The following is an 18262-nucleotide window of genomic DNA, read 5'->3' on the forward strand; positions in this document are numbered from 1 at the left end:
CGCGGCATTACCAGTGCCGCGGCGGCTGTCGCAGGAGCGTGATGCGCCTCTTGTCGATGCTCATGTAGCCGCCGGCGGTCAAATCCTTGAAGATGCGACTGATCATTTCGCGCGACGACCCGACACGATCGGCGATGTCCTGCTGCGTCAATTTTTCGGTGATAACCCAGCGGCCGTTCTCCTCGACCGCCAGATCGAGCAGAAGACGTGCCACCCGGCCGTAGACGTCCATCAGCGCGAGGCTCTTCACGTTTCCGGTGAGCTCCCGCACGCGGCCGATCAGGCGCTCGACGAGATGCGACGAGAACGTCGGATGCGACTCGAGAAATGCACGGAAGTTGCGCTTGGGGAGCACGGCCAGACGAGACGGCTCGAGCGTCATGACCGAAGCGGACCTGGGTCCGCCGTCGAGCACCATCTCGCCGAAATAATCGCCGGCCTCCTGCGTCGTGAGCACGATCTCGCGCCCCTGATCGTCGCTGAGGTAAACCTTCACGCGGCCGGAAATGATCAGATAGAAAGCGTCGGTGTCGTCGCCCTCGTTGACGATCACCGCGTTCCTCGGATACGCCTTGACGATACCTTGCTTCACGAGCCCGTCGATATCGTCCAGGCCGACGCGCCTTGCCGCAATTGCCGCTCTCATTCTGTGACGCCTTATTGTTGTCGTGGGCAGGGCATCGTGCGCAGCAGGTTGTGGAATGTCAATGTGCTGACGTCTCCTCGCGCCGGCAATCGGAGTGGTCGTCGGATGGCAGCTGCACGACGCACGATATACCGCTCAATCGTCGCGTTCGGGCAACGCGCGGGATTACTGCTGTGGGTTCAGCAACGCGGTTCCAGCGCTCAGCCGCATCAGTAGAGGCGATGTCTACCCTGTCTGCACCGCTTACATATCCGGTTCAGCGGGTCTGAATTTTCAGCGGAAATTCCCCGAAATCCGCGGGAATATGCAAGACCGCACTGATGCATAATCTATCCGTATCAACGGCTTAGCGAATTTTTCCGTACGGACTGTTAATCCGCAGGTCCCTGGTTCGAGCCCAGGTCGGGGAGCCACCTCCTTCAAGCACTCACGCCCGGCGCTCCCGTGCGCGCCTTGCGAGCTTCCTCGATTTTTCGAGTTTTTCCTCCCGCCGCTTCGAGCTGTAAGCAGCTCCCGCGGGCGTACATGCCGCGTACCCGCGGCTGCAGTCAGCCCGTACGCTAGAATGTTGCCAGCAACATCTCTCGGGATTGCCGGCTGATGAAAACGACGATCGATATCGCGGATCCCCTGCTCGAGAAGGCGCGGCGGGTCGCAGAGCGCGAAGGAACGACGGTCAAGGCCCTGGTCGAAGCCGGCCTTCGACGCGTCATCGACGAGCGCGAGCAGCGCGGCAAATTCCGGCTGCGCCGTGCCAGCTTCAAAGGACGCGGCTTGCAGCCCGGCGCGCAGGGCGCGTCCTGGGATCGATTGCGTGAAATGGCCTACGAGGGACGCGGCGATTGATCGCCGTCGACACGAACATCCTCGTTTACGCGCACCGGGAGGACGCCGAGTTCCACGACGTCGCCGCGGCGCGCATGCGCGAGCTCGCGGAAGGCCGCGGCCAATGGTGCATCCCGTGGCCGTGCGTGCACGAATTCTTCGCGATCGCGACGCACCCACGCATATTCGCTCCACCCACGCCTTCAGCGAAAGCGATCGATCAGATCGAGGCCTGGGTGGAATCGCCCACGCTCACGCTGCTGTCCGAGTCCACTGCGCACTGGAGCGAGCTCCGGCGCCTGCTGGAGGGGGCTCGCATTTCCGGACCGCAGGTGCATGACGCGCGGGTCGCCGCGCTGTGCATCCAGCACGGCGTGCGCGAGCTGTGGACCGCCGATCGCGACTTCAGCCGTTTCCCGGGACTCATGGCCGTAAACCCGCTGATACCGCGCTGATTCGTGGTGCAACATGCCTTCGATTCGGCGATTAGGTCGTCTCGAAGGTGTCTGCCTTCAATGCGCGCGCGACCTGCTCTCCCACCAGGAGCGCGGCGGGATACATCACTTGCTCCTCGGTTTGCGCGTGCAGCACCAGCGCCTCGGCGAATCGCTCGTACTCGGCACGCTCGGCAGCTCGAGCCGCGGCCCGCAGCTTCTCCAGCGCCGCGACGATCTGTTTGTGCTCGGCCAGCATCGCGGGAAGCTCGGCCTTGAGCCGCCTGGTCATCGGCAGGACCTCGGCCATCTCGGGGCGAATGCTGCCGGCGGCAACGTCCGCGAGCAGCGCGAGCGGCGGCAGCGCAAATTGTTCCTCCCGGACGAAGTGGGGGTGCAGGTAGCGCGCGACCTCACGCGCCGCTTCTCCCACGGCGCCGGATTCCTTGGTTGCCCTGGCGAGCGTGGCATGCAGCTCCTCGTGCTCGACTTGAAGGGATTTCGGAATATCGAATGTCATGGTCATTCCTTAGTGTGCGAACGGGTTTCTGCAACGGTGCTCCGATGCCGCCTCGCGTTGATCTGCTTCAGCCGAGATCAATGCGTGTGGAGACTCGGCGCAGTTTTCTGCACATGCTCGGGCGCCAACGTTTCGGCCGCGTTATACAGACGCTCGACATAATGCGTGTATTCGACGTAGGCGCTGACAAACGCGCGGCCCGCGGCGACGTCGTTCGCGTTGTATTTCTTCCTGGCCACGACCGCCTCGAAGCTCCGATGCAAGCCCTGCTCCGTCCGCTTCGAGATGAGCTGCGCCACGTCCTGCAACTTGCCGGTCTCGAGCGACTTGTCGGCAGCCGCGATCGGGGGCTCGATCTTGCCCGCCGCTTTCAGGCCTGTGTAACCGGCACCTTCGCCGGCGCGGTGGATGCGCACCAGAGTCTCGAAGAAGTACATGTCCGCAAGCTCCTTCGCCTGCCCGCCGGCCTTGCGCACGGCAATAGTTTTCTGGAACTGGTTCTTGATCTCCGCTTCGTCGTTCTTCTGCACCCACACCAGTACCAGATTGACGTTGTTGGTATCGAGCGCCTTGCGTGCCGCGCCCACCACCGGCCCGTCGAGCGTGTCGCAATGGGCTTGTGCGCCGGCGGCCCAGCCGAAAGTGAGGATCGCGCCGACTATAGTCAGCGCGCGTTTGAAGGGCAGCGATTTGCCTGTGCTCATAAAAGCTCCTGTAAGTAGTAGTGCTCACCCGTTAAACGAGCGACCGGCGGTTTTGTTCCAGGGCGAACGGAGCGCCGGCAAGATCGACGTCCTTGTCAGGCGCATACACGATCGCGCCTGTAGACCGACTACTGGCGGTGAAGACGCTCCACCGCGCTGGCGCCTGGCGCCTGCCTCAGCAGTTCCGCAAGCGCCTGCTGTTGCGATACATCGAGTAGTTCCCGCTCCTGGAGAACCTGCGCTATCACGCGTTTCTGCTGCTGCGCCTGCAGCCGCGCGATGGCTACGCGCTCCGCCTCGACCTGCTCCAGGTCCGGCCGGTCCGAGAACATCCCGCGAATCAGCTTCTCGCGATGCTCGGCAATCTGTTTCACATCGGACTGGAATTCCCGCAGAAAACCCGCTTCGAGCGCGTGCCATTGCTGCCGCTGCTGCGGCGTGAGCTTGAGGTAATCAGCGGCGCTCGACTCGGTCCGAAATATTCTCGACACACCCCCTTGCCGGGCCGCTGTGTAGCCGACCGCTGCCAGCACGCCCAGATTGAGCAGCACCGACAGCGCAAGCGCATATTTGAATTTTGCTTGGGTCATGTCACCTCGTTCCCGATGCGCACGACGCACCGACACACAGCCCGCCCGGCGGAATTGCATCGAATACGGCCATCGCAGCCGGCCGCGTGGCCACCGCGGCAGTTCCGCCCATCAGGAGCATTCCCAGATAAACGCCGGTCGCGAGCACGCCGACCCCAGCAGCGCCCATGGGAGCGTGTTGCCAGGGCCAATGACGGCGCGCATGCGCTCTGCCCGCAGGTTCCCTCGGCGCCAGTCGCGGTTCGACGAGCGCGGCGACATCGACGCCGGCGTCGGGATCGGGGCTGCCCAGTAACGCCCCGCGCAGCGCGACGAACTGGCGGAGCATCGTCCCGCACAACGGGCACACGGCGGCGTGCGCCGTGATCCGCTCGTGCTCGCGCGCAGAAAGCTCGCCGTCGATCATTGCGGACAGCGCCTCTGCACGCGGGCAATCCTGGCTTTGCGGCATCATGCGTCGGCGTTTTCGAATCTCGCGGCGAGCGCCGTTCGCGCGCGCGCCAGCCGCGACTTGACGGTGCCTTCGTTCACTCCGAGCACGGCGCTGAGCTCCGCGTACGACAGGCCCTCCACCTCGCGCAGCAGGAGGGCCTCGCGCTGCTCGGGCGGCAGCCATGCCAATGCGGCTTCGAGCGCCCGCAGGCGCTGCTTCGATTCCAGTTGAGCTTCGGGGCCGGGATTGCCTGACACGGCATCGTACTGCGGGTCGAGCGCCGTGAACTCCACCACCTTGCGCCGGCGCAGCGCATCCATTGCCGCATTCGAGCCGATGCGAAACAGCCAGGTATGGAAAGCCGCGCCCGGCGTCCACTGCGGCAATGCCTGCCATGCCTTGATGAACACGTCTTGTGACAATTCCAACGCCTCTTCGCGTGTGCCGACCATGCGCAGAATGAAACGGTACAGCCGACCCTGATAGCGTCCGACGAGCTTTGAATAGGCGGCTCGTTCACCCGCCTGTGCGCGACGGATCCATTCGCGCTCCTCTTCCGCGGCCGAAGGCGCCGAGCCCGCGACGCGGTCCGGCTGCTCTGTTAAACGAACCGGCATGGGAAAGGTTCCAAGGGGAACGGACGGGATCCGCCCCGACTTCCATCCTCCAGCCTGCTCGGCGCCGGGGATTGATGGAGATCAAGCTTTCACCGTTTACCGGTGAGCGGCGGCAGGAACCTTGGCGCGCCGGAGTTTCTTGCAAATTCGGAAGCGATACTCAAACGGCCACGAGTACGCCATTCTGAATAGATATTGCTTCATCGAGATCGTCTCGACCGCGGTCGGCGGCGCGCCGAACGCGACGAACAGGCTCCGGCCGGCCAGCGAGACTTTTTTCGCATAGCCGAACGCGACGGTCACGTCCTGGTGCGAGCTCTTCGACTCGCCCGATAGGAGCTTGCCCGAAGCGGTAAGTAAACCCGAACGAATAGTGCAGCCGACAAGACCGGCCGACAGACGGCGCGGATCGACGCGAGCCCCGGAGGCCCCTCTAGCTTGCGGGAGGGGTTCGGAGCTTTGGCGGGTTCGGCCGGCGTGAGACGACTGAGGTCGAGGCGCTCACCGGCTCCGCAGCTTCGGGTCGAACGTATCGCGCACCGCGTCCCCGAACAGATTGAACGCGAACACCGCGAGCGTGATGGCCAACCCGGGGAAGACCGCGATCCACGGCGCGCTCTCGGCATACTCCTCCGCCCCGCCCTGCAGCATGAGGCCCCACGCGGGCGTGGGCTCCTGGACGCCCAGGCCGAGATACGACAAGGACGCTTCCAGGAGGATCGCCTGGCCGAGGAACGTCGTCAGCATGATGAGGAACGGCGCGACGCAGTTGGGCACCATGTGGCGCAGGATGATGCGCGTGTGGCTGTAACCCAGCGCACGCGCAGCGTCGATGTAGGGAATCTCGCGCAGCGCCAGCGCGCTCGCGCGCACCACCCGCGCGCAGCGCGGGACGAACGGGATGGTGATCGCGATGATCACGTTCTCCGGGCCGGTGCCGAAGATCGCCACGACGGCGAGCGCCATGATGATGAGCGGAAACGCGAGGAAGACGTCCATCACGCGCTGGAACAGCAAGTCGAACAGACCCCCGAAGTACGCGCTGGTCACGCCGAGGATGAGCCCTGCGAACGCGCCGATGAAGGCCGACGAGAACCCGATGAACAGCGCCGTGCGCGCGCCCCAGATGATCCGCGACAGCAGGTCGCGCCCGAACTGGTCGGTGCCGAGCCAGAACTCGGCGTTCGGCGCGACTTCCATCGCTTCGTAGTGGTTCTGTATCGGATCGAATGGCGCGATGTGCGGCGCGAACAGCGCCACCGCGATCATGAACAGCACGCACAGCGCGCTGGCCGCGCCGAGCGGCTGGCGCCGTATCCACTTGAGGAACGCCTTGCCTCGCGGCGCACGCGCCGCGGCCAGCTCCTGCTGATCGATCAGCCCGTGCGGGGCCGCGACGGGGATGGCTTCGGTTCCGGGTGCGGTCAGGGTTTCAGGCATAGCGGATGCGCGGGTCGAGCCACGCGTAGCAGATGTCCACGAGGAAGTTGGTCATGACGAACACGATGACCACGAGCATCACCAGCGCCTGGGTCATGGTGTAATCGTTGTTGACCACCGATTCGACGAAGAGCTTGCCGAGGCCGTTGAGGTTGAACACCTGCTCGGTGACGACCAGGCCGCCCATGAGAAACGCGAACTCGATCCCGATCACGGTGATCACCGGCAGCATCGCGTTCTTCAGTGCGTGCCGCCGCAGGATGAGCTGCTGCGCCAGGCCTTTGGCCCGCGCCGTGCGCACATAATCCTCGCGCAGCACTTCGAGCAGCGCCGAGCGCGTCATGCGGGTCGCGACCGCCGAGTAGCGGTAGCCGGTCGCGATCGCGGGCCAGATCAGCATCGAGAGGTTGTAGAGCGGCGCCTCCCAGATCGGCTTGTAGGCGATGGGCGGCATCCACGGACGTCCGAGGAAGTGCTGCGAACCGATGAGCAGGCCGAGGATGATCAGGATGCCCAGCCAGAACGACGGCATCGCGGTGCCGGCGATGCTGATGCCGCGGACGATGTAGTCGACCCACGTGTTCTGCTTCACCGCCGAGATCGTTCCGAGCGGAATGGCGACCAGGATCGCGACGATGGTCGCCATGATCGCGAGCTGCAGCGACAGCTCGAAGCGCAGCGCGATCTCGGACACGATCGGGTGCCCCGTCCACATCGACTTGCCGAAATCGAAGCGCACCAGGCCCCATACGAAGTTTCCGAACTGCACCAGCTTCGGCTTGTCGGTCCCCACCTCTTCACGGCAGATGCGGATCGCGTCTTCGTCGAAGTAGCCGCCGCTGCCCGCCATGCGCAGCTCGCAGATGTCCCCCGGGATGAGCCGCAGCAGGATGAACACCAGCGCGGCCGCGCCTAACAGCGTCGGCACGACCAGCAGCAGCCGCTTCAGTATGTAGCGATACACGACAGCCTCCGATCCGGACGCCCGCGATGCGCTGCGGGCGCCCGGTCTCCCCGATTACGCCTATTTGTCCAGCCAGACGTTGTCGAGCGCCTGATTGAGATAGTGGCTGGGACTGATCTTCCAGCCCTTGACGTACGAGCGGTGCGGCACGATGCGGTGCCACCACAAGGTCATGAACTGGTTGGCGTGGGTGTCCAGCGTGAGCTTCTCCATCTGGCGCATGAGATCGCGCTGCTCTTTCTTGTCGCCCGACTGGTTCATCTTCTCGAACAGCGCGTCGACCTCGCGGTCCTGGTACCCGCCGTACTGCGACCCCGACTTGTCGTCCGAGATGTACTTGGAGACGTCGAGCAGCGGGTTCACCACCGACTGGCAGTTGAAGTCGATCGAGACGTCGAACTCCTTCTTCTGGCGCAGCATGTCGTAGAAGGGGCCCGTCGGAACGACGTGCTGCTCGAACTTCAGCCCCACCTGTTTCCACTGATCGAGCAGCCACGTGCCGACGATCTTGTACGGCTGGTCGACCGCGCGGTTGTTGAAGTAGTACGTCTTCGACAGATCCACGCCGGCTTCCTTCAGCAGCCGCTTCGCCTCGGCGCGCGACTTGTTCAGGTCCGGCCAGTAACCTGCGATCTGCTGCAGCTCCTCCCTGCTCGCGGCGAGCTGGTGCCCCGGGAAAGCGATGCCGCCGACCGCCTGCACGATCGCGATCTTCGACAGATACTTCGATCCGCCCCAGCGGTCGATCGCCAGCGTCAGCGCCCGCCGCACGCGCACGTCGTCGAAAGGCTTGTGCTTGTGATTGGGCGTGACGAGCAGGCCGCAGTTCCAGTCGCTTTTCTCCACCGTGATGTCGTTGCCGAGCGCATCGACGAGGTCTTCGGCGGCTTTCGGCGGGAAGCCGCGGAACTCGATCGCCGCGCGATCGCCGCGGATCGCCTGCACCCGCAGCGATTCCTTCTTGGCGAAGATCGCCTCGAAGCCGTCGAGATACGGCCGCCCTTTCACGAAGTAATCGGGATTGCGCACGCCGCGCACCACCGCGCCCGCCTCGCGCTCCTTGAAGCGGAACGGGCCGGTGCCGTCGACGTTCTTCTCGTACCAGTGCATGTCCTTGTCGAGGATCGCCTTCTGGTAGATGAAGTTGAACGGCACCGCCAGCGCGGGAATGAACGCGCCGCTGGGGTACTTCAGCTTGAAGACGACGGTGTAGTCGTCGGGCGCTTCGACGCTCTGAACCATCGTGTAGTACGCCTTGCGCGCGCTCACGACGTCCTGCGGCGGAAAGATGATCTTCTTGAACGTCGCCGCGACGTCCTGCGCCTTCAGGCGCGGGCCGCTGTGGAACTTCACGTCTTTTCTGATCTTGAACGTGTAGGTCTTGCCGCCGTCGGTGGGCTCGGGCACCTTGCCTTCGCACACGTCGCACACGAAATCGCTCGTCGAGGACGGATTGTCGGGATTGACCCGGATGAGCAGGCTGTAGAAAGGCCGTATCGGGTGGATCAGCGCGAATGTGGTCTCGCGATGCCCGTCGAAGCTCGGCGGCTCGTCAGGCACCACGTACTTGAGGATGCCGCCGCGCTTCGGCGTTTCGGCACCCGAGGCCGATGCGGCCATTCCGAACGCAATCGACGCCAGCAACACGCCGATGGCCCTTGCTCCGATCCTGTTCATGGTAGATCCTCGCTCCCGTTTCCTTCCTCGTTCGGCGGTCATACTCGGGCACACGCCACCCAGTGCCCGGTCTTCACTTGGCGCAGCTCCGGCACGTGCTGCGCGCACTCCCCGACGGCGTTCGGGCAGCGCGGGTTGAATACGCATCCGCTGGGCGGGTTCATCGGGCTCGGCACCTCGCCCTTCATCACCCGATGCGATCGCTGTCGCTCGATGTCGGGGTCGGGCACCGGCACCGCCTCGAGCAGCGCCTGGGTATAGGGATGCAGGGGATTGCCGAAGAGCTCGTCGGTATCGGCGAGCTCCACCAGCCGTCCCAGGTACATCACCGCGACGCGATGGCAGAGGTGACGCACCACCGAGAGATCGTGCGCGATGAACAGATACGACAGGCCGAAGCGCTCGCGCAGGTCTTCGAGCAGGTTGATCACCTGCGCCTGTATCGACACGTCGAGCGCGGAGACCGCCTCGTCGCACACGATGAACTGCGGGCGCAGCGACAGGGCGCGGGCGATGCCGACGCGCTGGCGCTGCCCGCCGCTCATCTCGTGCGGGTAGCGGTCCATGAATCCCGGAGACAGGCCGCACAGCCCGAGCAGCTCCGCGACGCGCTCGGTGCGCTCGCGGCGATTGCTGCAGATGGCGTGCACCTTCATCGGCTCGCCGATGATGTCGCCGATCTTCATGCGCGGGTTGAGCGAGCTGTAGGGGTCCTGGAAGATGACCTGCATGCGCTCGCGGATCGCGTTGAGGCTGGTGCGGTCGAGCTTGCCGAGGTCCTGCCCGTCGAACACGATCTCGCCGGACGTCGGCCGCTCCAGGCTGAGGATGCAGCGACCGGTGGTGGTCTTGCCGCAGCCCGACTCCCCGACCAGGCCGAGCGTCTCCCCGCGGCGGATGCTGAAGCTCACGTCGTCGACGGCCTTGACGACCGACGCCGACTTGCGCGAGAGCACCCCGTCGTCCACGCTGAAGTGCATCCTGAGATTGCGCACCTCGAGGAGCGGCCGCGGCGCCGGCGCGATCTCCGCGACGTTGCCGAACGAGATCGCACCGGTGAAGGCGTTCACGACGCCTCCTCCAGCAAGCGCTCGAGCCGCTGTTTCTCGAAGCACGCGCAGACGTGGCCCTCGCCCGCCGGCTCGAGCAGCGGCGCTTCGTGCGCGCAGCGCTCGACCGCGTAGGCGCAGCGCGGGCGGTACGCGCAGCCCCGGATGCGGCGGCTCAGGTCCGGCGGTTGTCCGTCGATGGGAATCAGCCGGCTGGTGCGCGGCCGGTCGAGGCGCGGCACGCTGCGCAGCAACCCGACCGTGTATGGATGCACCGGGTGGTGATAGATCTGCGACGCGGTGCCGCTCTCGACGATCCGGCCGGCATACATCACGTTGACCCGGTCCGCATAGCGCGCCACCACGCCGAGGTTGTGGGTGATGATCACCAGCGCCACGCCGAAGCGCTTGGTCAGGTCCTTCATGAGCTCGAGGATCTGCGCCTGGATCGTCACGTCGAGCGCGGTGGTCGGCTCGTCGGCGATGATCAGCTTCGGCTTGCACGACAGCGCGAGCGCGATCATCACGCGCTGGCGCATGCCGCCGCTCAGGTGATGGGGGTATTGCCGCAGGCGCCGCTCGGGCTCGGAGATGCCGACGAGTCCGAGCAGCTCGACGGCGCGAGCGCGTGCCTGTTCCCGCGTGAGCGAAAGGTGCAGCTCCATGGCTTCGCAGAGCTGCAGCCCGATGGTCAGCACCGGATTGAGCGAGGTCATCGGCTCCTGGAACACCATGCCGATGCGGCCGCCGCGCACCTGCCGCATCTCGGCTTCGCTCAATGCCAGCAGGTCGCGCCCTTCGAAGCGCACGCGTCCCTGCGTGATCCGGCCGGGCGGCTGGGGAATGAGCCGGAGTATGGAGAGCGCGCTGATCGACTTGCCGCAGCCGGACTCGCCGACGATGCCGACCGTCTCGCCCTCGTCGACCGTATAGGAGATGCCGTCGACCGCCCTCACGACGCCGGCCACGGTCTCGAACTCGGTATGAAGATCCTCGGCTTCCAGAAGCACGGGCACGCCGGCAAATCTCCTCGAAGGTCGTTCTCTTGTGAGCGCGCGGCAGGACGCGATGGGTGAAGCTAGAGACCGTCGGCCGGGAAAAAACCTGTCAGGCGCTGGCGCAGTTACTTGCGGAGCGTGGACCAGAGTCCTGTACGGGTGCGGCGGACAAAAATGGCCTGGTCGCGCGCTGCGCGAGTAAGCAACCCGCCGCGGCGCCGGTCTAATGCTGTGGAGCAACGCCGCGCCTCGCGCGCGCATCCGGGAGAGACGCCATGGACCCTTTTCTTGCACCTGACAGCGCTCCCGAGGCGTTGATGACGCCGCCGCGCCGCGAGCGCTCGAGCCCCCGATCGGCGCTGCTCTGGGCGGCGATCCCGGCGCTGATCCTGGTATGCTGCATCGCCGTGCTGTTGTTCTACCGTTCGCAGCCCGAACCTCTGCCGGCCGAGCTCCCGCCCGCGCAGCCGCCGCCTCAGAGCGCGAGCGAGGCACCGCCCGCTGCGCCTGCCGAGCCCGCCGTGCGCTATCCGATCGCCGCCGAGCCCGAACAGGCGCTGCCGCGGCTCGAAGACAGCGACCCGGCGCTGCTCCATGCGCTGGCGATGCTCTTCGGCGAAGCGCGGCTCGCGGAGCTCTTCTATCCGGATTCGATCGTGCGCAGGATCGTCGCGACCGTGGACAACCTGCCGCGGCACAAAGCGCCGCTCAGGATGAGGCCGGTCAAGCCCACGCGCGGCGCATTCGAAACCACGGCCAGCCCGCGCGGCCCGACGATCGCCAACGCGAACGCGCGCCGCTATGCGCCGTACGTCGCGCTCGCCCGATCGATCGACGCGAAAGCGCTGGTGGCGGCGTACACCCGCCTCTATCCGCTGTTCCAGCGCGCCTACGAAGACCTCGGCTACCCCGGACGCTATTTCAACGATCGCCTCGTCGAGGCGATCGACGACATGCTGGCGGCGCCGCAACCGTCTTCGCCCGTTCTGCTCGTGCGGCCGCGCGTGTTCTATGAATTCGCGGATCCCGATCTCGAGGCGCGCTCCGCGGGGCAGAAAGTCATGCTCCGCGTGGGGCCCGACAACGCGGCCGTCCTGAAGCAGAAGCTGCTCGAGATCCGCCGCGAGCTGACGACCGCACGGAAAGGGTTGAACGACATGCGATGAGCTTAGGCGCCGCTTCGGCGCAACCACGAGGAGGAACCATGAAACATGCGTATCGTGCCTCGCTTTGCTGTCTGCTCTCGGGAGTCGCCTGCCTGGCGCACGCGCAGGCGCAGGCGCAATATCCGACTCATCCCATCCGTTTCATCGTTCCGTTTCCGCCCGGAGGCGGCACCGACACCATGGCGCGAGCCATCGGCAACCGGCTCGGCGAAGCGCTGGGCGAGCAGATCGTGGTCGACAACCGCGGCGGGGGCGGCGCCAACATCGGCGCGGAGCTCGCGGCGAAGTCGGCCGCCGACGGCTACACCTGGTTCCTGATGACCGGCACGCACACGGTCAACGCCACGCTCTATCGCAAGCTCGGCTACAACCTCGTGAAGGATTTCGTCCCGGTCACGCATCTCGGCAGCACCGCCTATGTCGTGGTCGTCAATCCGTCGATAACCGCGACCTCGATCAAGGAACTGGTGGCTTTCGCCAAGGCGCACCCGGGGGAGCTGCGTCATTCGTCGTCCGGCGTCGGCAGCGGTCCCCACCTCGCGGGCGAGCTCTTCAAGTCGATGACCGGCACCAATATGCTGCACGTGCCGTATCGCGGCGGGGGACCGTCGGTGACGGCGCTGGTCGCGGGCGAGGCGAAGGTGGGCTTCACCACCACGCCGTCCTGCATCACCCAGCTCAAGGCAGGCCGGCTGCGCGGGCTTGCCGTCAGCACGGCGCAGCGCTCGCCGTTCCTGCCCGACCTGCCGACGGTCGCCGAAGCCGGGGTTCCGGGCTACGACACCAGCGCGTGGTATGCGCTGGTGGTGCCGACCGGCACGCCGAAGACGGTCATCGCGCGCGTCAATGCGGACACCGCGAAAGTGCTCGGTCTGCCGGACGTCAAGGCGCGGCTGGACGCCACCGGGATGGTGCCGGAGGCGAGCACGCCCGAAGCGCTCAACAAGAAGATCCGCGCCGAGATCGCCCTGTGGCGCAAGGTGGTGAACGGCCTCGGTTTGACCGCCGACTGATCGAGGTTTCCTGACAGGATCGCGCGGCTCGCCCGGTCTTACGCATCAGGGCCGAGCCGCGTGCTACGGCCCACAAGCGCACGACGATTTCTGGACTGTGCCGTCGCGACTCACGGGCGAAGACTCACCTTTTTGGTGCGTGATCGATCTGGACAGGAGGACCGACGATGAGAAGCCTCTGCTTTGTCGTTTTCATCGCATTGGCAGGACGGTTCGTTGCAGACGTGCAGGCCGCGGATTACCCGGCCAAACCCATCCGCTATATCGTCGCCACCGGCGCGGGGGGCGCGTCCGACCTGCTCGCGCGGGTCGTCGCGCAGTCGCTGTCGGAGATCCTCGGCGTGCAGATCGTCGTCGACAACCGCCCCGGGGCCGGCAATACCGTCGGGGCGGAGATCGCGGCGCGCGCGGTGCCGGACGGCTACACGCTGCTCTCCTGCAACATCGCCTCGCTCGCGGTCGGCCCCGCGCTCTACAAGAGGCTCCCGTACGACGCCGAACGCGATTTCGCGCCCCTCGGTCTCATCGCGAGCAATCCCAACGCGTTCAGCGTCAATCCGTCGGTTCAGGCCAAGACGCTCCCTGAATTGATCGCGCTCGCCAAGGCCAGTCCCGGCAAGCTCAACTACGCGTCCGCGGGCATCGGCACCTCGCCGCAGCTGTCCATGGAGCTCTTCAAGATGCAGGCCGGCATCGACCTCGTGCACATCGCTTACAAGGGCGTAGGGCCCGGCCTGCTCGATCTCATGGCCGGACGGGTGCAGGCCATGACCTCGACCGTGCCGGCGGTTCTGTCGTCGGCGCGCAGCGGCAAGGTGCGCACGCTCGCCATCACGTCCAAGCAGCGCGACTCGCAGTTGCCGGACGTGCCCACCGTCGCCGAATCGGGCCTGCCCGATTTCGAGGTCGTCTCGTGGCAGGGCTTGTGCACGAACGCCGGTGCGCCGCAGGCCGCGCTCAAGCGCCTGCGCGGCGCCCTCGCCACCGCGCTGGCGCAGCCCGACACGCAGAAGCGCATCATGGAGCAGGGATTTCAGATGTACGTCATGCCGGCCGACACGGCGGCCGCCTTCATGAAGGGCGAGCGAACGAGATGGGCCAGGCTGGTCAAGCAGCTCGGCGTGCCGCAGCAATAGCGGCGCGCAGGCAGTCGACCATAAGGAGAAGACAATGATGCGTTCCGCCGTAGTCGCAAGCACGTTGTTCCTGGCGTTCCCGGCAGCCGGTCTCGGCGCCGCGCAGCAGGTGTATCCCACCAAGCCCATCCGACTCATCATCCCCTTCGTCCCGGGCGGACCCAGCGACTTCCTGTCGCGCCTGGTGGGGACCAAGCTGTCCGAGAACCTCGGGCAGCAGATCGTCCCCGACAACCGCGGCAGCGCCGGCGGTATCGTGGGTTTCGAGATGGGCGCGCACTCGACGCCCGACGGCTACACCATGCTGATGGCGGCTTACAGCGGCTACACCATCAACCCGCACGTCTACAAGAAGCTGCCCTACGATCCCCTGAAGGAACTCCAGCCGATCACCCAGCTCACGCTGGGCGGGAACATCTTCGTCATCAATCCGACGATCAAGGCGGGCACGCTGCAGGAATTCATCGCGCTCGCCAAGACGATGCCCGGCAAGCTCAATTTCGCCACGACCGGCGCCGGGCCGCTGCTCGCGACCGAGCGCTTCAAGAAGGAAGCGGGGATCAACCTCGTCAACATCCCGTACAAGGGCACGGGGCAGGCGCAGATGGCGCTGCTGTCCAACGAGGTGCAGTTCTTCGTCGAGAACCCGCTGATCGCCGTTCCCAACATCAGGAACGGCAAGGTTCGCGCGCTCGCGGTGACCTCGCTGAAGCGCAATCCGGTGCTACCGGACCTGCCGACGGTGGCGGAACAGGGCTTTCCCGGCTACGAGAACGTGACCTGGCACAGCTTCGCGTTTCCTGCCGGGGTGCCCAAGCCGATCCTCAGGAAGATGCACGACGAGATCGTGAAGGCGCTCCAGACGCCGTCGGTGCGCGACACCATCCTCGCGCAGGGTCTCGAGCCGATCGGCAATACGCCCGAGCAGGTGAGCGCCCGGATCCGTAAAGAGTCCGCCGAGTACGGGAAGCTCGTGAAGGCGATCGGCTACCAGCCGCAATGAAAGAATTGCATGTAGCGCCGCCAGGCGCTTAAGCACGCAGTTGCGCCCGAAGGAGCGGTGTGGATCTTTTCGCTAGTTCGCCTTGAGGTTGGCGACGCGGATCGCGTCGCCGAAGCTCTTCCAGTCTTTCCTGATGAGCGCGGCGAAGTCGGCCGCGCTGCCGACGACGGGCTCGGCGCCGACCTTCTTCAACGCGGCGTTGGTCGCGGCATCGTTCACCGCCGCATGCAGCGTCGCACGCACTTTGTCGGTGACGCGTTTGGGCACTTTGCTCGGCGCCATCAGGCCGGCCCACCCGGACGAGACGAATCCCGGAACGCCCGCCTCGATCACCGTCGGCAGCTCGGGCGCGGATTCCGCCCGCTTCTCACCGCCCACCGCGAGCGCGCGCAGCCGCCCCGCGCGCACGTGGCCCAGTACCGACGGCGCCGGCACGAAGCTCACCTGCGCCTCGCCGGACATCACCGCATTGAGCGAAGGCCCGGCGCCCTTGTAAGGCACGTGCAGCACGTCGATACCCGCCATGTGGGTGAAGAGCACGCCGGCGAGGTGGCTCTGGAACCCGGTCCCCGCGTTGGACCACCGCAGCTTGCCCGGATTGGCTTTGGCGTACGCGACGAGCTCCTTCAGGCTGTTGAACGGCGTCGACGGCGTGACCACGATCACGTTCTGGGTGATCGCGAACTGCGAGATCGGCTGGAAATCGCGGAACGGATCGTACGTGGTGACCTTCTTGTAGATCTGCGGCCCGATCACCTGCGACGCCGTGGCGGCCGCGAACAGGGTATAGCCGTCGGGCTCCGCATGCGCCGCGATGCCGCCGCCGATGGTGCCGCCCGCCCCGGTGCGATTGTCGATGACGAGCTGCTGGCCGATGAGCTCGCTCATCCTGGTGAAGACGACGCGGCTCATGGTGTCGATCGACGAGCCCGGCGATTGCGCGATGACGACGCGGATCGGGCGCGTCGGGTAGCTCTCCGGCTTGGCCGGCGCGGACGCAGCGCCGTGCGCGGTCGAAACGAAAGTGCAAACCACTGCGAGCCCTATGCTGAGTGCACGCTTCATGTGGAGCCTCCTCGTTTTGGCGTCCGCAGTCCGTCCGGCATGCGGGCTTCCTACGCTAAACCTATGTTTCGCCCCACACAACGCTGGAGTGCACTCCAGGCTCTTCGCGTTTTGATCGCGGCGCCCGAACCGTGCGATGATCGCGCGCCATGAAAACCAGCGGTCTCGCCGATCTCTCGCCCGCGTACTTCGGACTGGTGATGGCGACGGGCATCGTCTCCATCGCCGCGCACCTGCTCGGCGCGCCGCCCATCGCGACCGCCCTCTTCGCCATCGCCGTCGCCGCCTATGCCGCGCTGTGGCTCCTCACCATCGCGCGCGCCGTGCTCTATCCGCGGCGCTTTTTCGGCGACATGATCGACCACCTGCGCGGGAGCGGGTTCTTCACGACCGTCGCGGCGACGAGCGTGCTCGGCAGCCAGTGCATCGTGATCGGCGGCAGCTACGGCGCGGCGCTGGTGCTGTGGGGCGTGGCGATCGCGCTGTGGGTCCTGCTCACGTACACGATCTTCGCCGGCTTCACGGTCCGCGAGGAGAAACCCACGCTCGACCGCGGCATCAGCGGCGCGTGGCTGCTCTCGGTCGTCGCGACGCAGTCGATCGCGGTCCTGAGCGCCCTCCTCTCGCCGCACGTCGATCAGCCGCATCGGCTGGAGATCAACTTCCTCGCGCTGTCGATGTGGCTGTGGGGCGGGATGCTCTACATCTGGATGATGTCGCTCATCTTCTACCGCTACACCTTCTTCCGGCTCGCGCCGGGCGACCTCGCCCCGCCGTACTGGATCAACATGGGCGCGATGGCGATCTCCACGCTCGCCGGGTCGCTGTTGATGACCAACGCGCCGGACGCGCCTTTCCTCTCCGCGCTGCTGCCGTTCCTCAAAGGCTTCACGATCCTCTACTGGGCGACCGGCACGTGGTGGATCCCCATGCTGCTCGTCCTCGGCGTCTGGCGCTACGTCTACCGCCGCTTCCCGCTGCGCTACGACCCGCTGTACTGGGGCGCGGTGTTTCCGCTGGGCATGTACGCGGTCGCGACGCACGAGATGAACGTCGCCATGCGCTTCGACTTCCTGGAGTTCGTCCCTCACGCGTTCCTGTACGTCGCGCTCGCGGCATGGTCGGCCGCGTTTCTCGGTCTTGCGCTCGACCTCGCCCGCCGCTTTCGCACGCAATGATCATTTTCCGCCACAAAGCTGCTGGAAGCGCGCAAGGCGCTCTCCGCAGCGCTCGGCTCCACGCTGTTCCCGATCGCGGACGACGTGAAGCTGCAGGTCGAGTTCAAGCCTGCCCTGGTCTGCGCGTACCGCGCAGGGCGCAGACCCTGAGCGCCCCGGCCTCCCGATGATCGCGCGCTACGCCAGCGGCGCGCCGGCCGCCCGCGATGCGGCCTGCGCGAAGCGCTCGTACACCGTCCAGTCGAGCGCGTGCTCTTCGAGCGTCTCGGGGTTCCACATCAGCCGCGGGCGCTCGAAGATGTCGGCGCCGTAGACGTGCAGGCCGATGGCGGGCGCTTCGCTGAGGCACTCGGCGACGTGCACCGTGTCGTGCCGCATCGACAGGATCGATCCGCCGGTGAGCGTCGCCTCGCCGGCGCGGCGCAGCTTTCCGTCCTCGCGGCGATACAGCGTGTTCTTCTCTTCGCCCGACAGGAGCAGGATCGTCGCCCACGTGCCGTGGTCATGAGGCGGCGTGCGTCGGCCGCGCGGAAAGCACACCTTGAGGAGCGTGAGGTTGGGCGCGCGGTAAAACACCTGGCGCGCGTTGCCGCCGGTGCCGGGGATGTAGGCGAGCGCCCGGTCGATCGCGCCGACGTCGGACTTGAGCGCTTCGAGCACCGCACGGGCCGAGGCCATCGGATCGTCCGCTTCGACCGCCTTTGCGCACCGCGCGACCAGCTCGTGAACTTTCATACGGACCTCCTCCATTCCTCGTGTGCCGCAGTTTGACACGATGCCGGCCGCGATAGAATCGGACGCGTG

22 protein-coding genes are annotated in these 18262 nt (G+C 66.0%); 8 read left to right on the forward strand and 14 right to left on the reverse strand.

Features of this window, described 5'->3' with window-relative positions:
• Window positions 1–7 precede the first annotated feature (7 nt).
• A complete protein-coding gene (locus tag VHP37_07435) occupies window positions 8–646 on the reverse strand; it encodes a Crp/Fnr family transcriptional regulator (protein HEX2826160.1) in 639 nt (212 codons plus the stop codon).
• A 600-nt stretch (window positions 647–1246) separates the two neighbouring features.
• Here VHP37_07435 and VHP37_07440 point away from each other — a divergent pair.
• Window positions 1247–1492, forward strand: coding sequence for a type II toxin-antitoxin system VapB family antitoxin (locus tag VHP37_07440; protein ID HEX2826161.1), 246 nt, complete (start codon window positions 1247–1249; stop codon window positions 1490–1492).
• A complete protein-coding gene (locus tag VHP37_07445; protein ID HEX2826162.1) occupies window positions 1489–1926 on the forward strand; it encodes a TA system VapC family ribonuclease toxin in 438 nt (145 codons plus the stop codon). The genes VHP37_07440 and VHP37_07445 overlap by 4 nt, the downstream gene beginning before the upstream one ends.
• Before the next feature lie 31 nt (window positions 1927–1957).
• Here the strand turns inward: VHP37_07445 and VHP37_07450 are convergent, their stop codons facing one another.
• From VHP37_07450 to VHP37_07500, 11 genes are all read right to left on the reverse strand, one after another.
• Window positions 1958–2425 (reverse strand): hemerythrin domain-containing protein, encoded by a 468-nt coding sequence (locus tag VHP37_07450; GenBank protein ID HEX2826163.1) that lies wholly within the window; start codon window positions 2423–2425, stop codon window positions 1958–1960.
• A 77-nt stretch (window positions 2426–2502) separates the two neighbouring features.
• Entirely contained in the window at window positions 2503–3129 is a 627-nt protein-coding gene (locus VHP37_07455; GenBank protein ID HEX2826164.1) for a DUF6448 family protein, read from the reverse strand.
• 128 nt (window positions 3130–3257) lie between these two features.
• Complete coding sequence (locus tag VHP37_07460) at window positions 3258–3719, reverse strand: periplasmic heavy metal sensor (GenBank protein HEX2826165.1); 462 nt, start codon at window positions 3717–3719, stop codon at window positions 3258–3260.
• 1 nt (window position 3720) lies between these two features.
• Window positions 3721–4173: a zf-HC2 domain-containing protein gene (locus VHP37_07465; GenBank protein HEX2826166.1), complete on the reverse strand. Its 453-nt coding sequence runs from the start codon at window positions 4171–4173 to the stop codon at window positions 3721–3723.
• Entirely contained in the window at window positions 4170–4769 is a 600-nt protein-coding gene (locus VHP37_07470) for a sigma-70 family RNA polymerase sigma factor (protein ID HEX2826167.1), read from the reverse strand. Before VHP37_07470 ends, VHP37_07465 begins: the two co-directional genes overlap by 4 nt.
• 96 nt (window positions 4770–4865) lie before the next feature.
• Entirely contained in the window at window positions 4866–5072 is a 207-nt protein-coding gene (locus VHP37_07475; GenBank protein HEX2826168.1) for a hypothetical protein, read from the reverse strand.
• A gap of 198 nt (window positions 5073–5270) precedes the next feature.
• Window positions 5271–6209: an ABC transporter permease gene (locus VHP37_07480; protein ID HEX2826169.1), complete on the reverse strand. Its 939-nt coding sequence runs from the start codon at window positions 6207–6209 to the stop codon at window positions 5271–5273.
• Window positions 6202–7173 carry an ABC transporter permease gene (locus VHP37_07485; protein HEX2826170.1) on the reverse strand — a complete coding sequence of 324 codons (972 nt, stop codon included), beginning with the start codon at window positions 7171–7173 and terminating at the stop codon, window positions 6202–6204. The genes VHP37_07480 and VHP37_07485 overlap by 8 nt, the downstream gene beginning before the upstream one ends.
• Before the next feature lie 60 nt (window positions 7174–7233).
• Window positions 7234–8850 (reverse strand): ABC transporter substrate-binding protein, encoded by a 1617-nt coding sequence (locus VHP37_07490; protein HEX2826171.1) that lies wholly within the window; start codon window positions 8848–8850, stop codon window positions 7234–7236.
• 38 nt (window positions 8851–8888) lie between these two features.
• Window positions 8889–9920: an oligopeptide/dipeptide ABC transporter ATP-binding protein gene (locus VHP37_07495; GenBank protein ID HEX2826172.1), complete on the reverse strand. Its 1032-nt coding sequence runs from the start codon at window positions 9918–9920 to the stop codon at window positions 8889–8891.
• Window positions 9917–10915, reverse strand: a complete 999-nt coding sequence (locus VHP37_07500; GenBank protein HEX2826173.1) for an ABC transporter ATP-binding protein — start codon at window positions 10913–10915, stop codon at window positions 9917–9919. The genes VHP37_07495 and VHP37_07500 overlap by 4 nt, the downstream gene beginning before the upstream one ends.
• Window positions 10916–11172: 257 nt before the next feature.
• On the opposite strand from VHP37_07500, the gene VHP37_07505 reads away from it, so the two are divergent.
• From VHP37_07505 to VHP37_07520, 4 genes are all read left to right on the forward strand, one after another.
• Window positions 11173–12063, forward strand: coding sequence for a DUF3014 domain-containing protein (locus tag VHP37_07505; protein ID HEX2826174.1), 891 nt, complete (start codon window positions 11173–11175; stop codon window positions 12061–12063).
• 38 nt (window positions 12064–12101) lie between these two features.
• A complete protein-coding gene (locus VHP37_07510) occupies window positions 12102–13076 on the forward strand; it encodes a tripartite tricarboxylate transporter substrate binding protein (protein HEX2826175.1) in 975 nt (324 codons plus the stop codon).
• 167 nt (window positions 13077–13243) lie between these two features.
• Window positions 13244–14212 carry a tripartite tricarboxylate transporter substrate binding protein gene (locus VHP37_07515; protein ID HEX2826176.1) on the forward strand — a complete coding sequence of 323 codons (969 nt, stop codon included), beginning with the start codon at window positions 13244–13246 and terminating at the stop codon, window positions 14210–14212.
• A gap of 34 nt (window positions 14213–14246) precedes the next feature.
• On the forward strand, window positions 14247–15215 hold the full coding sequence (locus VHP37_07520; GenBank protein HEX2826177.1) for a tripartite tricarboxylate transporter substrate binding protein: 969 nt from the start codon (window positions 14247–14249) through the stop codon (window positions 15213–15215).
• Between the two features lie 72 nt (window positions 15216–15287).
• Here VHP37_07520 and VHP37_07525 read toward each other — a convergent pair whose 3' ends face one another.
• On the reverse strand, window positions 15288–16280 hold the full coding sequence (locus VHP37_07525) for a tripartite tricarboxylate transporter substrate binding protein (GenBank protein ID HEX2826178.1): 993 nt from the start codon (window positions 16278–16280) through the stop codon (window positions 15288–15290).
• 149 nt (window positions 16281–16429) lie between these two features.
• Between VHP37_07525 and VHP37_07530 the strand changes: the two genes are divergently transcribed.
• Together VHP37_07530 and VHP37_07535 are read left to right on the forward strand one after the other, a co-directional pair.
• The gene (locus VHP37_07530; GenBank protein HEX2826179.1) at window positions 16430–17458 is read left to right on the forward strand and encodes a tellurite resistance/C4-dicarboxylate transporter family protein; all 1029 of its coding nucleotides are present in this window, start codon (window positions 16430–16432) and stop codon (window positions 17456–17458) included.
• 63 nt (window positions 17459–17521) lie between these two features.
• Window positions 17522–17608: a YfbK domain-containing protein gene (locus tag VHP37_07535; GenBank protein ID HEX2826180.1), complete on the forward strand. Its 87-nt coding sequence runs from the start codon at window positions 17522–17524 to the stop codon at window positions 17606–17608.
• A 27-nt stretch (window positions 17609–17635) separates the two neighbouring features.
• On the opposite strand, the gene VHP37_07540 is transcribed toward VHP37_07535, so the two are convergent.
• Window positions 17636–18193, reverse strand: coding sequence for a cysteine dioxygenase family protein (locus VHP37_07540; GenBank protein ID HEX2826181.1), 558 nt, complete (start codon window positions 18191–18193; stop codon window positions 17636–17638).
• Window positions 18194–18262: the final 69 nt, after the last annotated feature.

This window comes from Burkholderiales bacterium, from assembly GCA_036262035.1.
Classification (GTDB): Bacteria; Pseudomonadota; Gammaproteobacteria; order Burkholderiales; family SG8-41; genus JAQGMV01.

Coding starts and splice junctions, on each gene's coding strand:
- VHP37_07480 (HEX2826169.1), bottom strand. CDS start 6,209: ATGCCTGAAACCCTGACCGCACCCGGAACCGAAGCCATCCCCGTCGCG.
- VHP37_07460 (HEX2826165.1), bottom strand. CDS start 3,719: ATGACCCAAGCAAAATTCAAATATGCGCTTGCGCTGTCGGTGCTGCTC.
- VHP37_07530 (HEX2826179.1), top strand. CDS start 16,430: ATGAAAACCAGCGGTCTCGCCGATCTCTCGCCCGCGTACTTCGGACTG.
- VHP37_07450 (HEX2826163.1), bottom strand. CDS start 2,425: ATGACATTCGATATTCCGAAATCCCTTCAAGTCGAGCACGAGGAGCTG.
- VHP37_07440 (HEX2826161.1), top strand. CDS start 1,247: ATGAAAACGACGATCGATATCGCGGATCCCCTGCTCGAGAAGGCGCGG.
- VHP37_07510 (HEX2826175.1), top strand. CDS start 12,102: ATGAAACATGCGTATCGTGCCTCGCTTTGCTGTCTGCTCTCGGGAGTC.
- VHP37_07525 (HEX2826178.1), bottom strand. CDS start 16,280: ATGAAGCGTGCACTCAGCATAGGGCTCGCAGTGGTTTGCACTTTCGTT.
- VHP37_07505 (HEX2826174.1), top strand. CDS start 11,173: ATGGACCCTTTTCTTGCACCTGACAGCGCTCCCGAGGCGTTGATGACG.
- VHP37_07540 (HEX2826181.1), bottom strand. CDS start 18,193: ATGAAAGTTCACGAGCTGGTCGCGCGGTGCGCAAAGGCGGTCGAAGCG.
- VHP37_07435 (HEX2826160.1), bottom strand. CDS start 646: ATGAGAGCGGCAATTGCGGCAAGGCGCGTCGGCCTGGACGATATCGAC.
- VHP37_07515 (HEX2826176.1), top strand. CDS start 13,244: ATGAGAAGCCTCTGCTTTGTCGTTTTCATCGCATTGGCAGGACGGTTC.
- VHP37_07465 (HEX2826166.1), bottom strand. CDS start 4,173: ATGATGCCGCAAAGCCAGGATTGCCCGCGTGCAGAGGCGCTGTCCGCA.
- VHP37_07455 (HEX2826164.1), bottom strand. CDS start 3,129: ATGAGCACAGGCAAATCGCTGCCCTTCAAACGCGCGCTGACTATAGTC.
- VHP37_07520 (HEX2826177.1), top strand. CDS start 14,247: ATGATGCGTTCCGCCGTAGTCGCAAGCACGTTGTTCCTGGCGTTCCCG.
- VHP37_07490 (HEX2826171.1), bottom strand. CDS start 8,850: ATGAACAGGATCGGAGCAAGGGCCATCGGCGTGTTGCTGGCGTCGATT.
- VHP37_07470 (HEX2826167.1), bottom strand. CDS start 4,769: ATGCCGGTTCGTTTAACAGAGCAGCCGGACCGCGTCGCGGGCTCGGCG.